At 30.3% G+C, this 14,882-nt stretch carries 13 protein-coding genes and 1 pseudogene; 2 read left to right on the plus strand and 12 right to left on the minus strand.

Going from position 1 to position 14,882, the window contains the following annotated elements:
- Positions 1-136: 136 nt before the first annotated feature.
- Entirely contained in the window at positions 137-1,690 is a 1,554-nt protein-coding gene (locus tag HGI79_RS06210) for a methyl-accepting chemotaxis protein (protein ID WP_185649799.1), read from the plus strand.
- A gap of 108 nt (positions 1,691-1,798) precedes the next feature.
- On the opposite strand, the gene HGI79_RS06215 is transcribed toward HGI79_RS06210, so the two are convergent.
- From HGI79_RS06215 to kdpF, 7 genes are all read right to left on the minus strand, one after another.
- The gene (locus HGI79_RS06215) at positions 1,799-1,942 is read right to left on the minus strand and encodes a hypothetical protein (protein WP_185649813.1); all 144 of its coding nucleotides are present in this window, start codon (positions 1,940-1,942) and stop codon (positions 1,799-1,801) included.
- A gap of 76 nt (positions 1,943-2,018) precedes the next feature.
- Entirely contained in the window at positions 2,019-2,615 is a 597-nt protein-coding gene (locus HGI79_RS06220; protein ID WP_185649800.1) for a response regulator, read from the minus strand.
- 91 nt (positions 2,616-2,706) lie between these two features.
- On the minus strand, positions 2,707-4,542 hold the full coding sequence (locus HGI79_RS06225) for an ATP-binding protein (protein ID WP_185649801.1): 1,836 nt from the start codon (positions 4,540-4,542) through the stop codon (positions 2,707-2,709).
- A 68-nt stretch (positions 4,543-4,610) separates the two neighbouring features.
- Entirely contained in the window at positions 4,611-5,237 is a 627-nt protein-coding gene (locus tag HGI79_RS06230; protein ID WP_185649802.1) for a K(+)-transporting ATPase subunit C, read from the minus strand.
- Between the two features lie 80 nt (positions 5,238-5,317).
- Positions 5,318-7,381 carry a potassium-transporting ATPase subunit KdpB gene (gene kdpB, locus HGI79_RS06235; RefSeq protein ID WP_185649803.1) on the minus strand — a complete coding sequence of 688 codons (2,064 nt, stop codon included), beginning with the start codon at positions 7,379-7,381 and terminating at the stop codon, positions 5,318-5,320.
- 37 nt (positions 7,382-7,418) lie between these two features.
- Positions 7,419-9,101 carry a potassium-transporting ATPase subunit KdpA gene (gene kdpA, locus HGI79_RS06240; protein ID WP_185649804.1) on the minus strand — a complete coding sequence of 561 codons (1,683 nt, stop codon included), beginning with the start codon at positions 9,099-9,101 and terminating at the stop codon, positions 7,419-7,421.
- Positions 9,102-9,129: 28 nt separating this feature from the next.
- On the minus strand, positions 9,130-9,207 hold the full coding sequence (gene kdpF / locus HGI79_RS23640) for a K(+)-transporting ATPase subunit F (RefSeq protein ID WP_185649812.1): 78 nt from the start codon (positions 9,205-9,207) through the stop codon (positions 9,130-9,132).
- A gap of 629 nt (positions 9,208-9,836) precedes the next feature.
- Between kdpF and HGI79_RS06250 the strand changes: the two genes are divergently transcribed.
- Complete coding sequence (locus HGI79_RS06250; protein ID WP_185649805.1) at positions 9,837-10,280, plus strand: hypothetical protein; 444 nt, start codon at positions 9,837-9,839, stop codon at positions 10,278-10,280.
- A 49-nt stretch (positions 10,281-10,329) separates the two neighbouring features.
- Here the strand turns inward: HGI79_RS06250 and HGI79_RS06255 are convergent, their stop codons facing one another.
- The 5 genes and pseudogenes from HGI79_RS06255 to HGI79_RS06275 form a co-directional block, all read right to left on the minus strand.
- On the minus strand, positions 10,330-11,475 hold the full coding sequence (locus HGI79_RS06255) for a universal stress protein (RefSeq protein WP_185649806.1): 1,146 nt from the start codon (positions 11,473-11,475) through the stop codon (positions 10,330-10,332).
- A gap of 153 nt (positions 11,476-11,628) precedes the next feature.
- Positions 11,629-12,483, minus strand: a pseudogene (locus HGI79_RS06260) (mannose-1-phosphate guanylyltransferase); the annotation flags it as partial.
- Complete coding sequence (locus tag HGI79_RS06265) at positions 12,455-14,008, minus strand: recombinase family protein (RefSeq protein ID WP_185649807.1); 1,554 nt, start codon at positions 14,006-14,008, stop codon at positions 12,455-12,457. The gene HGI79_RS06265 and the pseudogene HGI79_RS06260, both read right to left, overlap by 29 nt.
- A 4-nt stretch (positions 14,009-14,012) precedes the next feature.
- The gene (locus tag HGI79_RS06270) at positions 14,013-14,180 is read right to left on the minus strand and encodes a hypothetical protein (protein WP_185649808.1); all 168 of its coding nucleotides are present in this window, start codon (positions 14,178-14,180) and stop codon (positions 14,013-14,015) included.
- Positions 14,181-14,487: 307 nt separating this feature from the next.
- Positions 14,488-14,754, minus strand: a complete 267-nt coding sequence (locus HGI79_RS06275; protein ID WP_185649809.1) for a GIY-YIG nuclease family protein — start codon at positions 14,752-14,754, stop codon at positions 14,488-14,490.
- Between the last annotated feature and the right edge of the window lie 128 nt (positions 14,755-14,882).

Genomic DNA, 14,882 nt, shown 5'->3' on the forward strand with positions numbered 1-14,882 from the left:
TAAAAAATTTAATTAATGGTATGAACTTTCTATAGAAATCTTAATATTACTAGTGATATAATTATATAGAATTTTTAGCAGTATATTAAATATATATTTATTTCATTAATAACTTATGAAAGGAAGGTAGTTATGCATGAACAACTTATTGGTAATTATTTTTTCACTATTAGCAGGTTTACTGCTAGGATTTATATCTTTTAACTATTTTTTACGTAGTAAAATTACACAAATAAATAGCTCAATAAATGAGATTATTAAAGGTAATTATTACGAAGATTTTAAAACGGAGAATTTTGTTGGTGTTCTTAAAGAAACTGCCACCCTATTAAATTCCTTAAGAAAAAACTTAATAAAAAATAGTTTTGAAACTCAAGTTGTTTCAAGTCAAATTACTTCTGTATCAGAGCAGCTTTCCCTAACGGTGGATGAAACCTCTTGTTGCGCTGAACAGCTTACCACCGAAGCAAATGATTTATCTCAGTTAAATAATACAAGTTACAAAAGAGTAAAAAATTCTATTAATAATATAAAAGGAATTATAAGTTTATTTGAAAATATAAAAAATTCATCCAGTAAGATTTCATGTACTTCCCATGAATCAAAGCTTATAGTTTCAAGAGGCTTAAAGGAAATAATGGATATTGTAGAAACCATTAAAGAGATAAAATCTGCTACGGATAAAACTGTAGATAGTATAGAAGAACTAAAACACATATCAAAAGAAATTAGCTTTATATTAGATACCGTTAGCAATATTTCATCTCAAACTAATTTACTTTCTCTTAATGCTTCTATTGAATCTGCCCGTGCTGGTACATACGGAAAAGGCTTTAGTGTAGTTGCTAATGAAATAAGGAAGCTTGCAGAAATTAGTCAAAATTCCGTTTCTGAAATCTCTAAACTAGTTAACAGAATAGAACATCACATGGAGCTTGTAGTAAATACAGTAAAGCCAAATCAAAAAAGTGTAGAAAAAAGTGTTCAATATTCACAAAATATAGAAGATGTTTTAAAGCAAATTAAGCAATCCTTTGAAAATGTATTTTCTTTAACAGAAGACGTTGTACATGTTATAGATAGCGAACAACAGGTAATAGATAATATAAATGATGAATTTACGCATCTGGAAGAAGATTTTGAAGAAGTAAATTCTAGTGTAAATAATGTTTATGAAGCTGTAACAAAACAAACTGACAGTATAAAAGATTTAGATCATATGAAGGATTTCCTTACAAATGCATCAAAGATTATGTCCGTACTATTAGATAAGGTTGATGCTACTTCTATTGACTCAAATATGAACAGTATTAAAAGTCAATGTAATGAAACAATTAAGCTTATAAAAAACGAACTCCTATCTACCTATGAACTAGTAGGTTTAAAAGAAAATGTTCATAAGAATACACTTGATAAATTTTTATCTACACACTCATATATAGAGGCAGTATGGACAAATGATACAAAGGGCAAATTTATATATTCTAATCCTACTGCTGGTATACCAAATGCAAGTGTTAGACAATGGTTTAAAGAAAGTGTTAAAGGTACAGAATTTGTATCCTCCGTTTATATCTCCTCAATAACGTCTAACCCCTGTGTTACTGTTTCACTGCCAATACTAGACTCTCACGGAAACATAGTAGGAGTTATTGGTGCAGATTTAAAAATTGAAGTTGATATATCGTAACCTTTAAAATATTCTAGTTAAAAAACTACCAGTAAATTTTTACTGGTAGTTTTTTTCTATTATAATGTGGCAGCTTCCTATCAGATTGTAACTTTTTATACTATTTGCTTATCTAACTCCAGGTGCTGGTTGGTCAACGCCTTTTATATGATGCCTATGTCCACTCTCCTCTGTAGTATAAAAGTCATAATAATGGGTATGTCCATTTTCAAAAAGAACAAATCCTGGAACAAAATCATCTTTTCCAACCATTCTTTAAACCTTTCCCTCCTATAAAATAATTTAATTCTATAGAGTATATGTCTCAAGGTATTAAATATTTCCTATACTAAATATTTATATTATCTTTATCATTAAACCGTTTTGCTGTTTCGTAAAATTTTGTAGCTTGTCTTTTATCTCCATTTTTCTCGTATATTACTCCAATCAAATGATATATATCCGAACAGGAAGGATTTATAGATAACGCTTTTTTTAAGATATCATAAGCTTCTTCATTTTTTCCTTCTTCAATTAATTTTTTGCTGTACTTTAAGAAGTCCTCTAAATCTCTCAATGTATCATCATAGTTGAAAATCTCGCTTAATACTAATTTTACCTTTTCAGCTGTAAAAGGTTTTTGGAGATAAGCCACTGCTCCAAGCTTAGTACATTCTACTGCATTTTTTATTGTAGCGAATGCAGTCATAATTATCACTGGAATGTCAATACCCATATCTTCTCTCATTTTTCTCAAAACTGCCGTTCCGCTTGTCTCAGGCATCTTAATATCTAAAAAAGCTATATCAAATTTTTCAATCTTAAGTAAATCAATGGCCTCTTGACCATTAGTAGCCGTAACAACTTCATAATCATTTATTTCAAGACATGTAGTAAGTAAAATTCTAATATTTTTTGTATCATCCACCACCAGTGCTTTCTTCATTTAAAATAACCTCCCATATAGTATTTAATACCTAATAAAATTATATCTATTTTCAAATAAATACTACTTAATTGATTTCTTAATATTGTTACTAATTTATCATAGGGAGCGTAAAAGTAAAAGTGCTGCCAACATCAAGTTTACTCTCACACCAAATCTTACCTCCATGAGCTTCTACAATTTCTTTTGCAATTGATAAACCAAGTCCGCTGCCCCTCATCTCTGAATCTACTCCCTTTACTTGAACAAACTTGTCAAATATCTTTTCTTGGTATTCATGCGGTATTCCTACTCCAGTATCTTTAACAGCTACCCATACCTTATTAGCTTTAGTAAATGCCCTTATACAAATTTCATCTCCAGCATTTATATGTTTTAAAGCATTTGATACTAAATTGTTTAAAGTCCATAATATTTTTTCTGAATCAGCTAGTACTTTGGGAAGTTCTTCATCTGCTTCATAATATAGATTTACTTCCTTTTCTACTGCTTGATCATAAAAGTTTTTAATGCAATTTTCTATAATTCCAATAACAGAACAATGTTCCATATTAAATATAGCCTTATCGGATTGAATTTTTGAAAGCTGAAGCAAGTCCTGTACAAGACTAGAAAGTTTTTCTCCATCTTCTCGTATTGTGCCTAAAATACTTTCCTGTTTTTCATTTAAATTACCTATTCTTCTATTTGTAATTAAGCTTAATCCCATCATAATAGAAGTTAAAGGTGTTTTTAACTCATGTGATATAGTAGCCATAAACTCTGTTTTTATTTTTTCTAGTTGTTTTATCTTGGTAATATTTTGAAATAAAATAACAATTCCATTCATATTTGAATCTTTATCCTTTATGGCTGTAGAAATTATATTAAAATAATAGTCTTTTCCACCTTCATTTAAGTTTACTATTTTTTCTGTTTTTTCTTCATGGCTCTTTTTATAAACACTAGATATATATTCATATAATTCCCCATTTCTTATGCCTTCTAAAAAGTGTTTATTTAAAACCTCATTCTCTTTTATATGAAAAATATCTTCACAGGCATGATTTAATAAAATAATCTTATAATTCGTATCTAAAACAATTAAAGGATCAGATATACTTTTTACAATAGCTAAAGATTTGTTCTTTTCTGCTAGAAATTTACCCTTTGTACTATACTCGAACTGTTGAAGTCTTTTTGTCATATTATTAAACTCATTTGCTAGAAGTCCTATTTCATCATTTAAAATTATAGGTATCTCATGATATAAATTACCTTCTTTAACAGACTTTATGCTTTCTGTAAGTATATAAATTGGTTTTAGAAATCTGTTTATGAAAAATCTTGAAATTAAATATCCACCAACTACAGCTATTAAAGATAGAGTCAAAATTATATACATAGTTGCTACTGTATCATTACTCACATTATTTTTCCTGGTAAACATGGCTTTTTCATTTAATGATGATAAATTCTTCAATTCATATTTCAAATTATTGTATAAAGTAATTATCTGATTATTATAAAAATCAAAAGCTTTATTTGTTCCCTGCTTGTTTCTAATTTCCTGCATCTTGGAAAACAGACTTAAATATTTAACATAATTTTCATTAATTTTTATAATGTAATCCCTTTCTCCTGGTTCAGTAATATTATTAGATTCAGTATTATACCATTTGTAAAACTCATCGTTGTTTTTATAAAATAATTCAAGCCCACCTTGTTCATTGTTATTCAAGTAGTTTAAAATAGCTATATTCTGCTCTTCAATAATTTCCAACATATTATTTGCTGCATTTATACTCTTATAGTTATCAATCATCAGCCCATTTATTGACTTACTTAAGGTGTGAAGACTAACTACCGATGTAAAACCTACCACTGCAATCATTAACACAAGACAAATATATACTAGTGCAATTTTACTTCTAAGTGTTTTTATCATAAATCCCTCCGTTTTAAATAAAAATAACTCTAGTTAATATAGAGTTATTTTTATTTCAGATTTTTTAGCTATTTTGTCTTTAATGCTGATGCTATTTCCAGATTTACTTTAAGAACATTCACTCTTGGTTCACCAAATATCCCCCATGACCTTCCTTCAGTATAGTTATCTACCAGCTTTTGAAGTTGTGCCTCACTTATACCTGTAGCTTTTGAAACAGCAGGAATTTGTATCTTTGCTGACTCAGGGCTTATATTTGGATCAAGTCCTGAACCTGAGCTTGTAAGTAAATCCGTAGGTATATCCTCTTTCTTTACACCAGGATGAGTTTTTAAGAAATCATCAATATCCTTCTGTACTCTATCAGTTAAAGCTTTATTTGATGGTGCCAGGTTTTGTGAACCTGAAGCTACACCACTATAAGCAGCTTTGCCATTCTTGTCAGGTTTAGTGTCTGCTTCTGTATAGGTATTATAGTTGATTCCTGATACTCTTCCTCGGAAAAACCTTGGATCCGTAAAATTTTGACCTATGAGTTCAGAACCAACCTCTTTTCCATTAATAACTATCATACTTCCATTAGCTTTTTTATTAAAAACAAGTTGGCTTATACCTGTCATAGCTAAAGGATATATAATTCCACATAATACCATCAACACAATACTTATAAGAATTGACCTCTTTAATGTTTTCATGGTTTCAATCTCCTTTAATCAAATCTATTTACATTAGTAATTTTATAAAGGATCTGTCATCCTTATACAAAATTAAGTCATTAGCTTAAGTTTAAAATTCTGAGTAATGGTGTTATAAGTAAGTCTATTACTTTAATCCCAACGAAAGGTACTATTATACCACCAACACCGAATACTAACATGTTTCTAAGTAGAAGCATTTCAGATTTCATTGGTTTATATTTTACGCCTCTCATAGCTATTGGAATTAACGCAGGTATTATTATAGCATTAAATATTAATGCTGAAATTATAGCACTAGAAGGTGATGATAACCCCATAATATTAAGTATCTGCATTTCAGGTATTGCTACGGTAAATATAGCAGGTATTATAGCAAAGTACTTAGCAACGTCATTTGCAATACTAAATGTTGTTAAAGCACCTCTAGTTATAAGAAGCTGTTTCCCAATCTCAACTACCTCTAGTATTTTTGTAGGGTCTGAATCCAAGTCAACCATGTTAGCAGCTTCCTTAGCAGCAGTGGTACCACTATTCATAGCAAGACCAACATCTGCTTGTGCAAGAGCAGGGGCATCATTAGTGCCGTCACCTGTCATGGCAACTATTTTCCCTTCATTTTGTTCCTTCTTTATAGCTTCAATTTTATCCTCTGGCTTAGCCTCTGCTATAAATTCGTCAACTCCAGCTTCTTTAGCAATTGTTTCAGCAGTCAGCGGATTATCTCCTGTACACATTATAGTTTTTATGCCCATTTCTCTAAGCCTTGCAAATCTTTCTACAAGGCCAGGTTTTACTGTGTCTTTTAAATATATAACTCCATATATTTTGTTATCTACACATACTACTAGAGGGGTACCACCTAATTTTGAAACTTTAGTTAGCTTTTCATCTAAGTCTGATGGAATTTCTCCGCCCGCGTCAGTAACGAATTTCTTTATTGAATCCTGAGCTCCCTTTCTCACTTTCTTTCCATCAGAAAGATTTACTCCACTCATTCTTGTTTGAGCTGTAAATTCTATGAAATCTAAGTTTTCATATTCAGCTGCTTCTACTGTAGTGCCTTCCTTTTTGCCAAGTTCAACTATAGATTTTCCTTCTGGAGTATCATCTTTAACTGATGATATAACAGAATAATTTACAAGATCTATAACTTTTGCGTTACCCACTGGAATAAATTCTGCTGCTAATCTGTTTCCATAAGTTATGGTACCAGTTTTATCAAGTATCATTGTATTAACATCACCACAGGCTTCAACTGCTTTACCAGACATTGCAATAACATTAAATCTTGTAACTCTATCCATACCAGCAATACCTATAGCTGATAGAAGACCTCCTATAGTTGTAGGTATAAGGCAAACAAGTAGTGCAATTAGTGTTGCTATTGATATCCTAACACCTGAGTATATAGCCATAGGATAAAGTGCTACAAGAACTATTAAAAATATAAGTGTTAAGCTTACCAGTATTGTATTTAAAGCTATTTCATTAGGGGTTTTTTGTCTAGCTGCACCTTCAACTAGGGCAATCATCTTATCAAGAAAGGATTCACCAGGTGTAGCTGTTATTTCAACCTTTAGCCAGTCACTTACAACCTTAGTTCCACCAGTAACAGAGGCAAAATCTCCACCTGCTTCCTTCATAACTGGTGCAGATTCGCCTGTTATAGCAGACTCATCTACAGAAGCAAGGCCATCTATAACTTCACCATCATTAGGTATTAAATCTCCCGTTTCAACCAAAACAATATTACCTTTTTTTAGTTCACTTGCACTAATAACTTTTACTTTTCCATTATCATCTAAAAGCTTAGCCATAGTATCTTTACGTGTTTTCTTTAAGCTTTCTGCTTGAGCTTTACCACGACCTTCTGCTACAGCTTCAGCAAAATTTGCAAATAAAACAGTGATAAAAAGAATTATTGTAACTATTAAATTATATGTTCTTAAGTTATTATCAGTATCTCCGAATATGGTTGGAAAAAATGTTAGTACTAATGATATAAAGAATCCTATTTCAACCACAAACATAACTGGATTTTTAATCATATATTTGGGATTTAATTTTCGAAAAGATTCAGTTATAGCTTCATTAACTATTTTTTTGGTAATAAATTTATTTTTTTTATCATTCCTACTCATAACAAATGCTCCTTCTTAGTTATTTAAAATCACCACACTAATGAAGTAGTGTTAAATGTTCTGCAACAGGTCCAAGTGCAATAGCTGGTAAGAATGTTAATGCACCTATGATTAAAACGATACATACTAATATGATTGCAAAAAGAGGATTATCTGTTCTAAAGGTACCAACAGTTACAGGTACGGCCTTTTTTGCAGCTAAGGATCCAACTACTGCAAGCAGTATTATTATAGATAAATATCTTCCTAAGAATATTACTACTCCAGTAGTGGTATTCCAGAAAATTGTATTATCTACCAGTCCCTCAAATCCAGAACCATTATTAGCAGCAGATGTAGTGTATTGATAAACTATTTGAGTTAATCCGTGAAAACCAGGGTTTGATATACCAGCTAATCCTTGTGGAGTAACTAATGCTAATGCTGAAAACATAAGTATTAAAAAAGGATGTATAATGATAGCTAATGCTATTAGTTTAATCTCTTTTCCTTCTAGTTTCTTTGTTAAGAATTCAGGAGTTCTTCCAACCATTAATCCACATAAGAACACAGTTAATATAGCATACATAGTCATATTCATGAAGCCTACGCCTTTTCCTCCAAAAATAACATTAAGCATCATGTTAACCAAAGCTACAAGTCCGCCTATGGGAGTTAAGGAATCATGCATATTATTTACTGTTCCGGTGGTAAAGGCTGTAGTTACAGTAGTAAATAATGCTGATTGAGGTATACCAAATCTAACTTCCTTACCTTCCATATTTCCCATAAATTGATTAAGTCCCAATTGTGCAAGTGCTGGGTTACCAGCTTTTTCTGCTAAATAACAAATTGGTAACATAATTAAGAATAATATTCCCATAGCAGCAAATATGGTCCATCCTTGTTTTTTGTTCTTTAACATCAATCCAAAAGTATAAACAAGAGCTCCTGGTAATATCATCATTGACAACAATTCAATTAAATTTGATATAGGAGTAGGATTTTCAAAAGGGTGAGATGAATTAGCTCCAAAGAATCCCCCACCATTGGTACCAATGTGTTTAATAGCTTCTAGTGACGCTACAGGTCCCAACGCTATATCTTGAAGCTTTCCTTCTAATGTAGCAACAGTATGATTGGCTGAAAGGGTTTGAGGTACTCCTTGAGCCACTAAAAGCAGCGTAACAATAATTGATAGAGGAAGAAATACTCGAGTTATAACTCTAGTTATATCTACAAAAAAGTTTCCAATGTTTTTTTTCTTTCCAACAAGCCCTCTCATGAAAGCTATGGCAGCAGCAAAACCAGTTGCCGCAGAGGTGAACATAAAAAATGTCATTACAATCATCTGACTTAAATAAGAGACTCCAGACTCACCGCTATAATCTTGAAGATTTGTATTTGTAATAAAACTTATTACTGTATTAAAAGTAAGTGATGGTTCCATTCCTCCAATTTTATTTGGGTTAAGGAAATGTATAGATTGAGTTCTCAATACTATGTATGCTATAAAGGCCATAACTGCGTTTACTACAACAATTGTTAACGCATATTCTTTCCAAGTCATATCCTCATCTCGTTTTATTCCACAAATCTTATAAATAAAATTATCTATTGGATTAAAAAATGCATCAAAGGAAGACTTTTCTCCAGTAATTACATAGTAGAGATATTTACCTACTGGTACTACTAGAAGCATAAATATCACTAAAGGTATTATTATTTGTAAAATTTCCATTTAAGCTTGCCTCCTAATCATAAATCTCTTAAAATTTTTCTGGGTTAAATAGAGCATAACAAAGATATATAAATATTAAAACAGTAATTACAATTAATCCCCACATTTTTCACTTCCTCCTATTAATCCTTTTTAGTTTCAATTTGTCTATCACACCAGTCAGCAAAAAGCTTTAAAGCTATAAAACCAACAAAAAGTGATACTATAAAAATAATATCCAACATATATGGTTCCCCTTCCTTTTATACTCCAGAATATTAATAGTAAGTAATACATTGTCAACGCATATTGAGATTATACTTCCATTGACGAAAAAATTAAAATTTAGTATTAACCTTAATTTGAAAAACTCCAAGCTATTTTGGACAATCTAATTAAAATATCGTCATAGTTCTTAATAGTTTTTAGTATTTACTTTATTTCTTCCTAGTATTCTAAATTGACACTGGACAAGAAAAATGATAAAATTTTAGCCAACCTCATGTTTGTTCTTTAACATCAATCAGAAATAATTGTTGTCAATGGATTGGTCCCAATATAAATCAAGGAAATATTAAATATATCTATGTATTAACATAATAATTAGCCTAAATTACATCTAATAAGTAAGAAAAGCTTAAAATAGAATATTTTCAGGACTTCTCTTAAAACACTAAAGATAATATAATTATTTTATAATAAAATATTATGGCTGTTAAACATCTATTGTAGGATGTTTAAAGAGGTGAAATTATAATGAGTATAAATAAAAACAAAGAATTTTTCGTAAATATATTTACAAATTTTGTGAATACAGGTATTAATAAAAGAAAAAAAGTAATGAAAAGACTTGATAACATAGAAGAATATGCTGAAGTAAAACTTTTAGATAGACATGGAAATATAAGAAGAATAAATGCTAATGATGTTAGAAATGGTGACATAATCCTTGTAGAAGTTGGAGATATTATTCCAAGGGATGGAGAAATTATTGAAGGTCTAGCATTTATAGATGAATCTGCTATAACTGGGGAATCTGTACCTGTTATAAAAGATTCAAGTAAAGATTTTAGTTCAGTTACAAGTGGGACAAAGGTTGTTAGTAATTGGCTTAAAATTAAAATTACCAAAAAACACGAGGAATCATTTATTAGCAGAATGCTTAGTATAGTTGATTCAAGTAAAACAAGAATATCTTAATACAGACTAAAACCCAGTACCTATAAAGATGCTGGGTTTTAATATTTCCTTAACTCAAATCATTAGGTATTATATGAACCTCTATATTTTTTGCAAGCTTTAGCAGCTTTATTACAGTTGATCCCACTAAAATAGTTTGCAACTTTGTTCTCGTACTATGTCCTATAATAATTTGTGTTGCATTCTTTTGGATTGCTAACTCAACTAACTCTCTAGATATACTCTTTCCAGTGAGTGTTACAACTTCCGCACCTAGCTGTCTTGCCAACTTAAAGTGGCTTTCAAGTCTTTGACGGTCTTTGTCAGTGATTTTAGGCATAAACATTTTTGTACTATTTATGTAAACAACGGTCCATTCACATTTAAATCTTCTAGCTATTCTAGCTCCTCTTCTGATTAGTTTTTTAGATGATGGACTAGAACTAATACATACCATTACCCTCTCCATAACATGCCAAGGCTCTTTTATTCCATGTTCTTTTTTATATTCTTCTAACTCCTCATCAACTTCTTCAGCAGTTTGTCTAAGAGCAATTTCTCTCAGTGCATTTAAGTTTCCCTTTCTAAAAAAATTCTTTAGTGCTCTACCAACATTTTCATATTTATATATGTACCCACCCTCAAGCCTATTTTGAAGAGCAGTTGGTGTAATATCAATTACCAAAACCTCATCAGCATCTTCAACAATTTTATCGGGTATAGTTTCCCTTACTGTAATTCCTGTAATTTGCCTTATCACATCATTAAGACTTTCTAAATGCTGTATATTTAATGTAGATACAACATTTATACCCTGATCCAAGATTTCCTCAACATCTTCATATCTCTTCTTGTTTTTGGAACCTGGAACATTTGTATGTGCTAATTCATCAATAAGAACAGTTCTTGGTCTTCTTGCTATAATAGCTTCTGTATCCATTTCTTCCATTACCACACCATTATACTCAATATTATTCCTAGGTACGGTTTCAAGTTTTCCTATTTGAGCTTCTGTTTCTTTTCTTTGATGAGATTCTAAATAACCAACTACTATATCTTCCCCTTTTTCCAACCTACTGTTAGCATCATTAAGCATAGCATAAGTTTTTCCTACACCAGGTGCATAACCTATGTATATTCTTAAACGTCCTCTTTGTTCATATCTTAACTTTTTTAATGCTTCTTCAGGAGTAGTTCTTTTATAATCACTATTCATTTATATTAACCTCTTAAATATATATATAATACTTTATTATATCCAATATAAAATATTTAGTAAACCATGTTTAATTATAAGATACTCTCATTCTAATTAAAAGTATATAATACAAAAAACTACTGGTAAATACCTACCAATAGTTTTTCTCTATTATAAATAGTCCTCCATATTCTCTTGGTGTCTTAATAAATTTACAAGATATTTTGTTTCCTGATCTCGGTTTTTATCCATAACTAACAGTGCGTCGCCCGAGTCTACTACAATTAAATCCTTAACACCAAAAAGAATAATTAACTTTTCTCTTCCAAATATGATACAATTTTCACTTGATTCCAAAAAAACATTACCCATTACGTTATTTCCTTGAGAAGACTTTAAGAATCTACCCAAGGCCGCAAAAGTGCCAATATCATCCCATAAGAACTCACACTTTATAACATAAGCTTTTCTTGTTTTTTGCATTATTCCAAAATCTACTGATATACCATCTATTAACTCATATTGCTGCTTTGTTATTTCTTGTTCTTGATCTGTTCCTAAACTTAGATATATATTCATCATGCACTTATACATTTTAGGTAAATATTTCTGCATTTCTCTCAAGTATACATCTGCTCTCCATACAAACATACCGCTATTCCAAAGATAAGTTCCTTTTAAAATCAAGTCTTTTGCAACTTCTAAGTTTGGTTTTTCTAGAAATCTCTCAACTTTAAAGGTGGCAATATCGCCATTTATTCTTTCACCCATCTCAATATATCCATAACCTGTTTCTGGTCTTGTAGGCTTTACTCCTATTGTTACAAGTCCTCTTCTTTTTTCTGCAATTTCCTTAGCTTGAAGTAAGGTATCTATAAATAATTTTTCATTTTCTATATAGTGATCCGATGGTAAAACTATCATAGTAGCATCATTGTCCTTTTTCAAAAGTTTTACTGCCGAAAGCCCTATGCACGTAGCAGTTGCTTTATTAAACTTATTGGTTATTAAATTTATAATAGATATGGGCTTTGGTCCTTAAGGTGTTTTTATCTTGAGCTACTACAATTTTATCTATTAGGAACTCAACCATAGTTCTGTCTAACTTCGTAAAATTTACAGCTTCATCTATTTTATTTTTGAAGTATTTATATAATTCATGGTTATTATTGATTATTTTTTTCTGTTCTTCCATTGTTTCTTTTATTTTTAGTAAATATTGCTGTTTATCTTGAAGTTTTACTAATATATTTTGAAAGTTTTTTTCGCTTATAACCTTATTTAATTTATCCATATAAATCTGTTCAATATGAATATCTAAATTACTAAGTTGATTTTTAATTTGTTCATATTTATCTGTATTTTGAATTATATTATAAAATTTAAACTTAGTTACTTTATCTATTTCATTCTTATCTATATGTTCCTCAATATGCTTCTTTAAGCTTTTTGAAATTATCTCTCTTAAGTACTGCTCTTTAATAGAATGTGGTGTGCAGCGTTTACCACCCACTTGACTGTTAGAGCATTTATATCCTTTATATTCTGCCCTGTAAACTAGACTTCCTCCGCATTCCTTACACTTTAATATTCCTGAAAAAAGATGTATGTTTCCTCTCTTTTGTCTAAAACTCTTGCTCCTACTTTTTATAATGCATTGTACCTTATAAAAAGTTTCCTTAGAAATAATTCCTTCAAACTCTCCTCCCATAATCCACTGATCTTTAGGCACAACTCTTACTTTTTTAACCTTATAACTAACCTTTCTCCATCTTCCTTGAAGCATTACACCTCCATATTTAGGATTAGTTAGTATACTTTTTATAGTATTACTAGTCCATAGTCCCTTGGTCATTTTAGAAAAATTTCTGACCAAAGCAGCTGGAGATTTTATATTTTTACTGTTTAGATATGTGGCAATTCGCCCCATTCCCCATCCTTGCAGATATAAATTATATATTTCTTTAACTATTTCTGTAGTTTCATCATTTCTTGGAATAAGCCCTATTTGTCTAACGTTGTTATCATAGAATTCCTGAAACCTATAGCCATAGGGAGGTTTGCTGGCAATAGAGGATCCTCTAAGCATTCTTTGCTTTAACCCATCTTTTATCTTTTTTGAGCAATCCTTTATATACATTTCGTTTAGTATATTTTTAAACGGAACTATATCGCTATCTTCCTCTAAGGTATCTACATTATCTAAAATTGATACCAACCTCACTTCATTAGCTTTAAAGTAATTCTCAATATAATAGCCTGCAATGATATAGTTTCTTCCTAGTCTAGACAAGTCCCTTATAACTACCATATTTATCTTCTTTTTTTCTATATCCTCTTTTAATCTGAGAAAACTTTCTCTGTCAAAACTCGATCCTGAGACTCCTTCATCTTTATAAATATTAATTAAATTATATATACCGTTTTTATCCTGAACTTTTTTGTCTTCTATCCATTGTTTTAAGCTTTGTATTTGAGCGGGTATAGATTCTTGTTGATCTTTCTTGTCAGTTGAGACTCTTGCATATATAGCAATATTCCATATATACATTAAATCAATCCCTTCCTTCTTCCATTAATGTTTCTATGTTTTTACTAGAAGTATACCAATCTCTTATTTGCCTTTCACATTCAGTAATCTTTAGATCAACTAAGTACCTTATAATTTCCTCTATGCTCTCACTACCATATTGAAATTCTACCTCTATTTCTTTACTAAACATAAAAACCTCCAACATAATAATCTACTTAATTAATATGCTGGAAGCCTCCTATATATAAATAACCTCAACTTAAATTTAACTTATACGTAGGTATATATCACCATGTTGAAGTCACATTTAAATATTTTTTTATTAGTCTTAGTGAAAATTTGAGAAAAACCTTAGAACTTTAGATATGTTTGAGGTACGAGTTTATCAAAGTTCTTAGATTTTTCTCAAATTTGAACTTTAGCCTAATTAAAATATTTAACGTGACGAAACATGTTGATATATATCGTAGTATAAGTTAAATTTGGGACATGTTTGTCTATATGGTTACTTCTTTTCTAAGCTCATTACAATAAATTAACTTTATTTTATCCATTCTTCTTAGCTTTTTTATATAATATTCTCTCTTCATAGCTTCACTTTTGGTACTATATTCCTCATAATAAACTAATTCTACTGGTAATCTGTTCCTAGTATATTTAGCACCTTTTCCATTATTGTGAGTTGCTATTCTCCTATCTAGATCATTAGTATATCCAGTATATAAAGTTCCATCACTACATTTTACAATATAAACGTAATTCACTACTACCCCATCCCTATTATTGTAGAACCCATAGCTTAAATTTAACTTATACGTAGGGATATATTACCAATGCTGAAGTCACATTTAAATATTTTTTATTAGTCTTAGCGAAAATTTGATAAAAAATC

It is taken from the genome of Clostridium sp. DJ247 (assembly GCF_014231265.1).

Excerpts from the sequence above, each read along its gene's own strand:
- HGI79_RS06270 (WP_185649808.1), bottom strand. The coding sequence starts at position 14,180 with ATGTTTAGTAAAGAAATAGAGGTAGAATTTCAATATGGTAGTGAGAGC.
- HGI79_RS06210 (WP_185649799.1), top strand. The coding sequence starts at position 137 with ATGAACAACTTATTGGTAATTATTTTTTCACTATTAGCAGGTTTACTG.
- HGI79_RS06220 (WP_185649800.1), bottom strand. The coding sequence starts at position 2,615 with ATGAAGAAAGCACTGGTGGTGGATGATACAAAAAATATTAGAATTTTA.
- kdpF (WP_185649812.1), bottom strand. The coding sequence starts at position 9,207 with ATGTGGGGATTAATTGTAATTACTGTTTTAATATTTATATATCTTTGT.
- HGI79_RS06225 (WP_185649801.1), bottom strand. The coding sequence starts at position 4,542 with ATGATAAAAACACTTAGAAGTAAAATTGCACTAGTATATATTTGTCTT.
- HGI79_RS06215 (WP_185649813.1), bottom strand. The coding sequence starts at position 1,942 with ATGGTTGGAAAAGATGATTTTGTTCCAGGATTTGTTCTTTTTGAAAAT.
- kdpB (WP_185649803.1), bottom strand. The coding sequence starts at position 7,381 with ATGAGTAGGAATGATAAAAAAAATAAATTTATTACCAAAAAAATAGTT.
- HGI79_RS06250 (WP_185649805.1), top strand. The coding sequence starts at position 9,837 with ATGAGTATAAATAAAAACAAAGAATTTTTCGTAAATATATTTACAAAT.
- HGI79_RS06255 (WP_185649806.1), bottom strand. The coding sequence starts at position 11,475 with ATGAATAGTGATTATAAAAGAACTACTCCTGAAGAAGCATTAAAAAAG.
- HGI79_RS06230 (WP_185649802.1), bottom strand. The coding sequence starts at position 5,237 with ATGAAAACATTAAAGAGGTCAATTCTTATAAGTATTGTGTTGATGGTA.
- HGI79_RS06265 (WP_185649807.1), bottom strand. The coding sequence starts at position 14,008 with ATGTATATATGGAATATTGCTATATATGCAAGAGTCTCAACTGACAAG.
- kdpA (WP_185649804.1), bottom strand. The coding sequence starts at position 9,101 with ATGGAAATTTTACAAATAATAATACCTTTAGTGATATTTATGCTTCTA.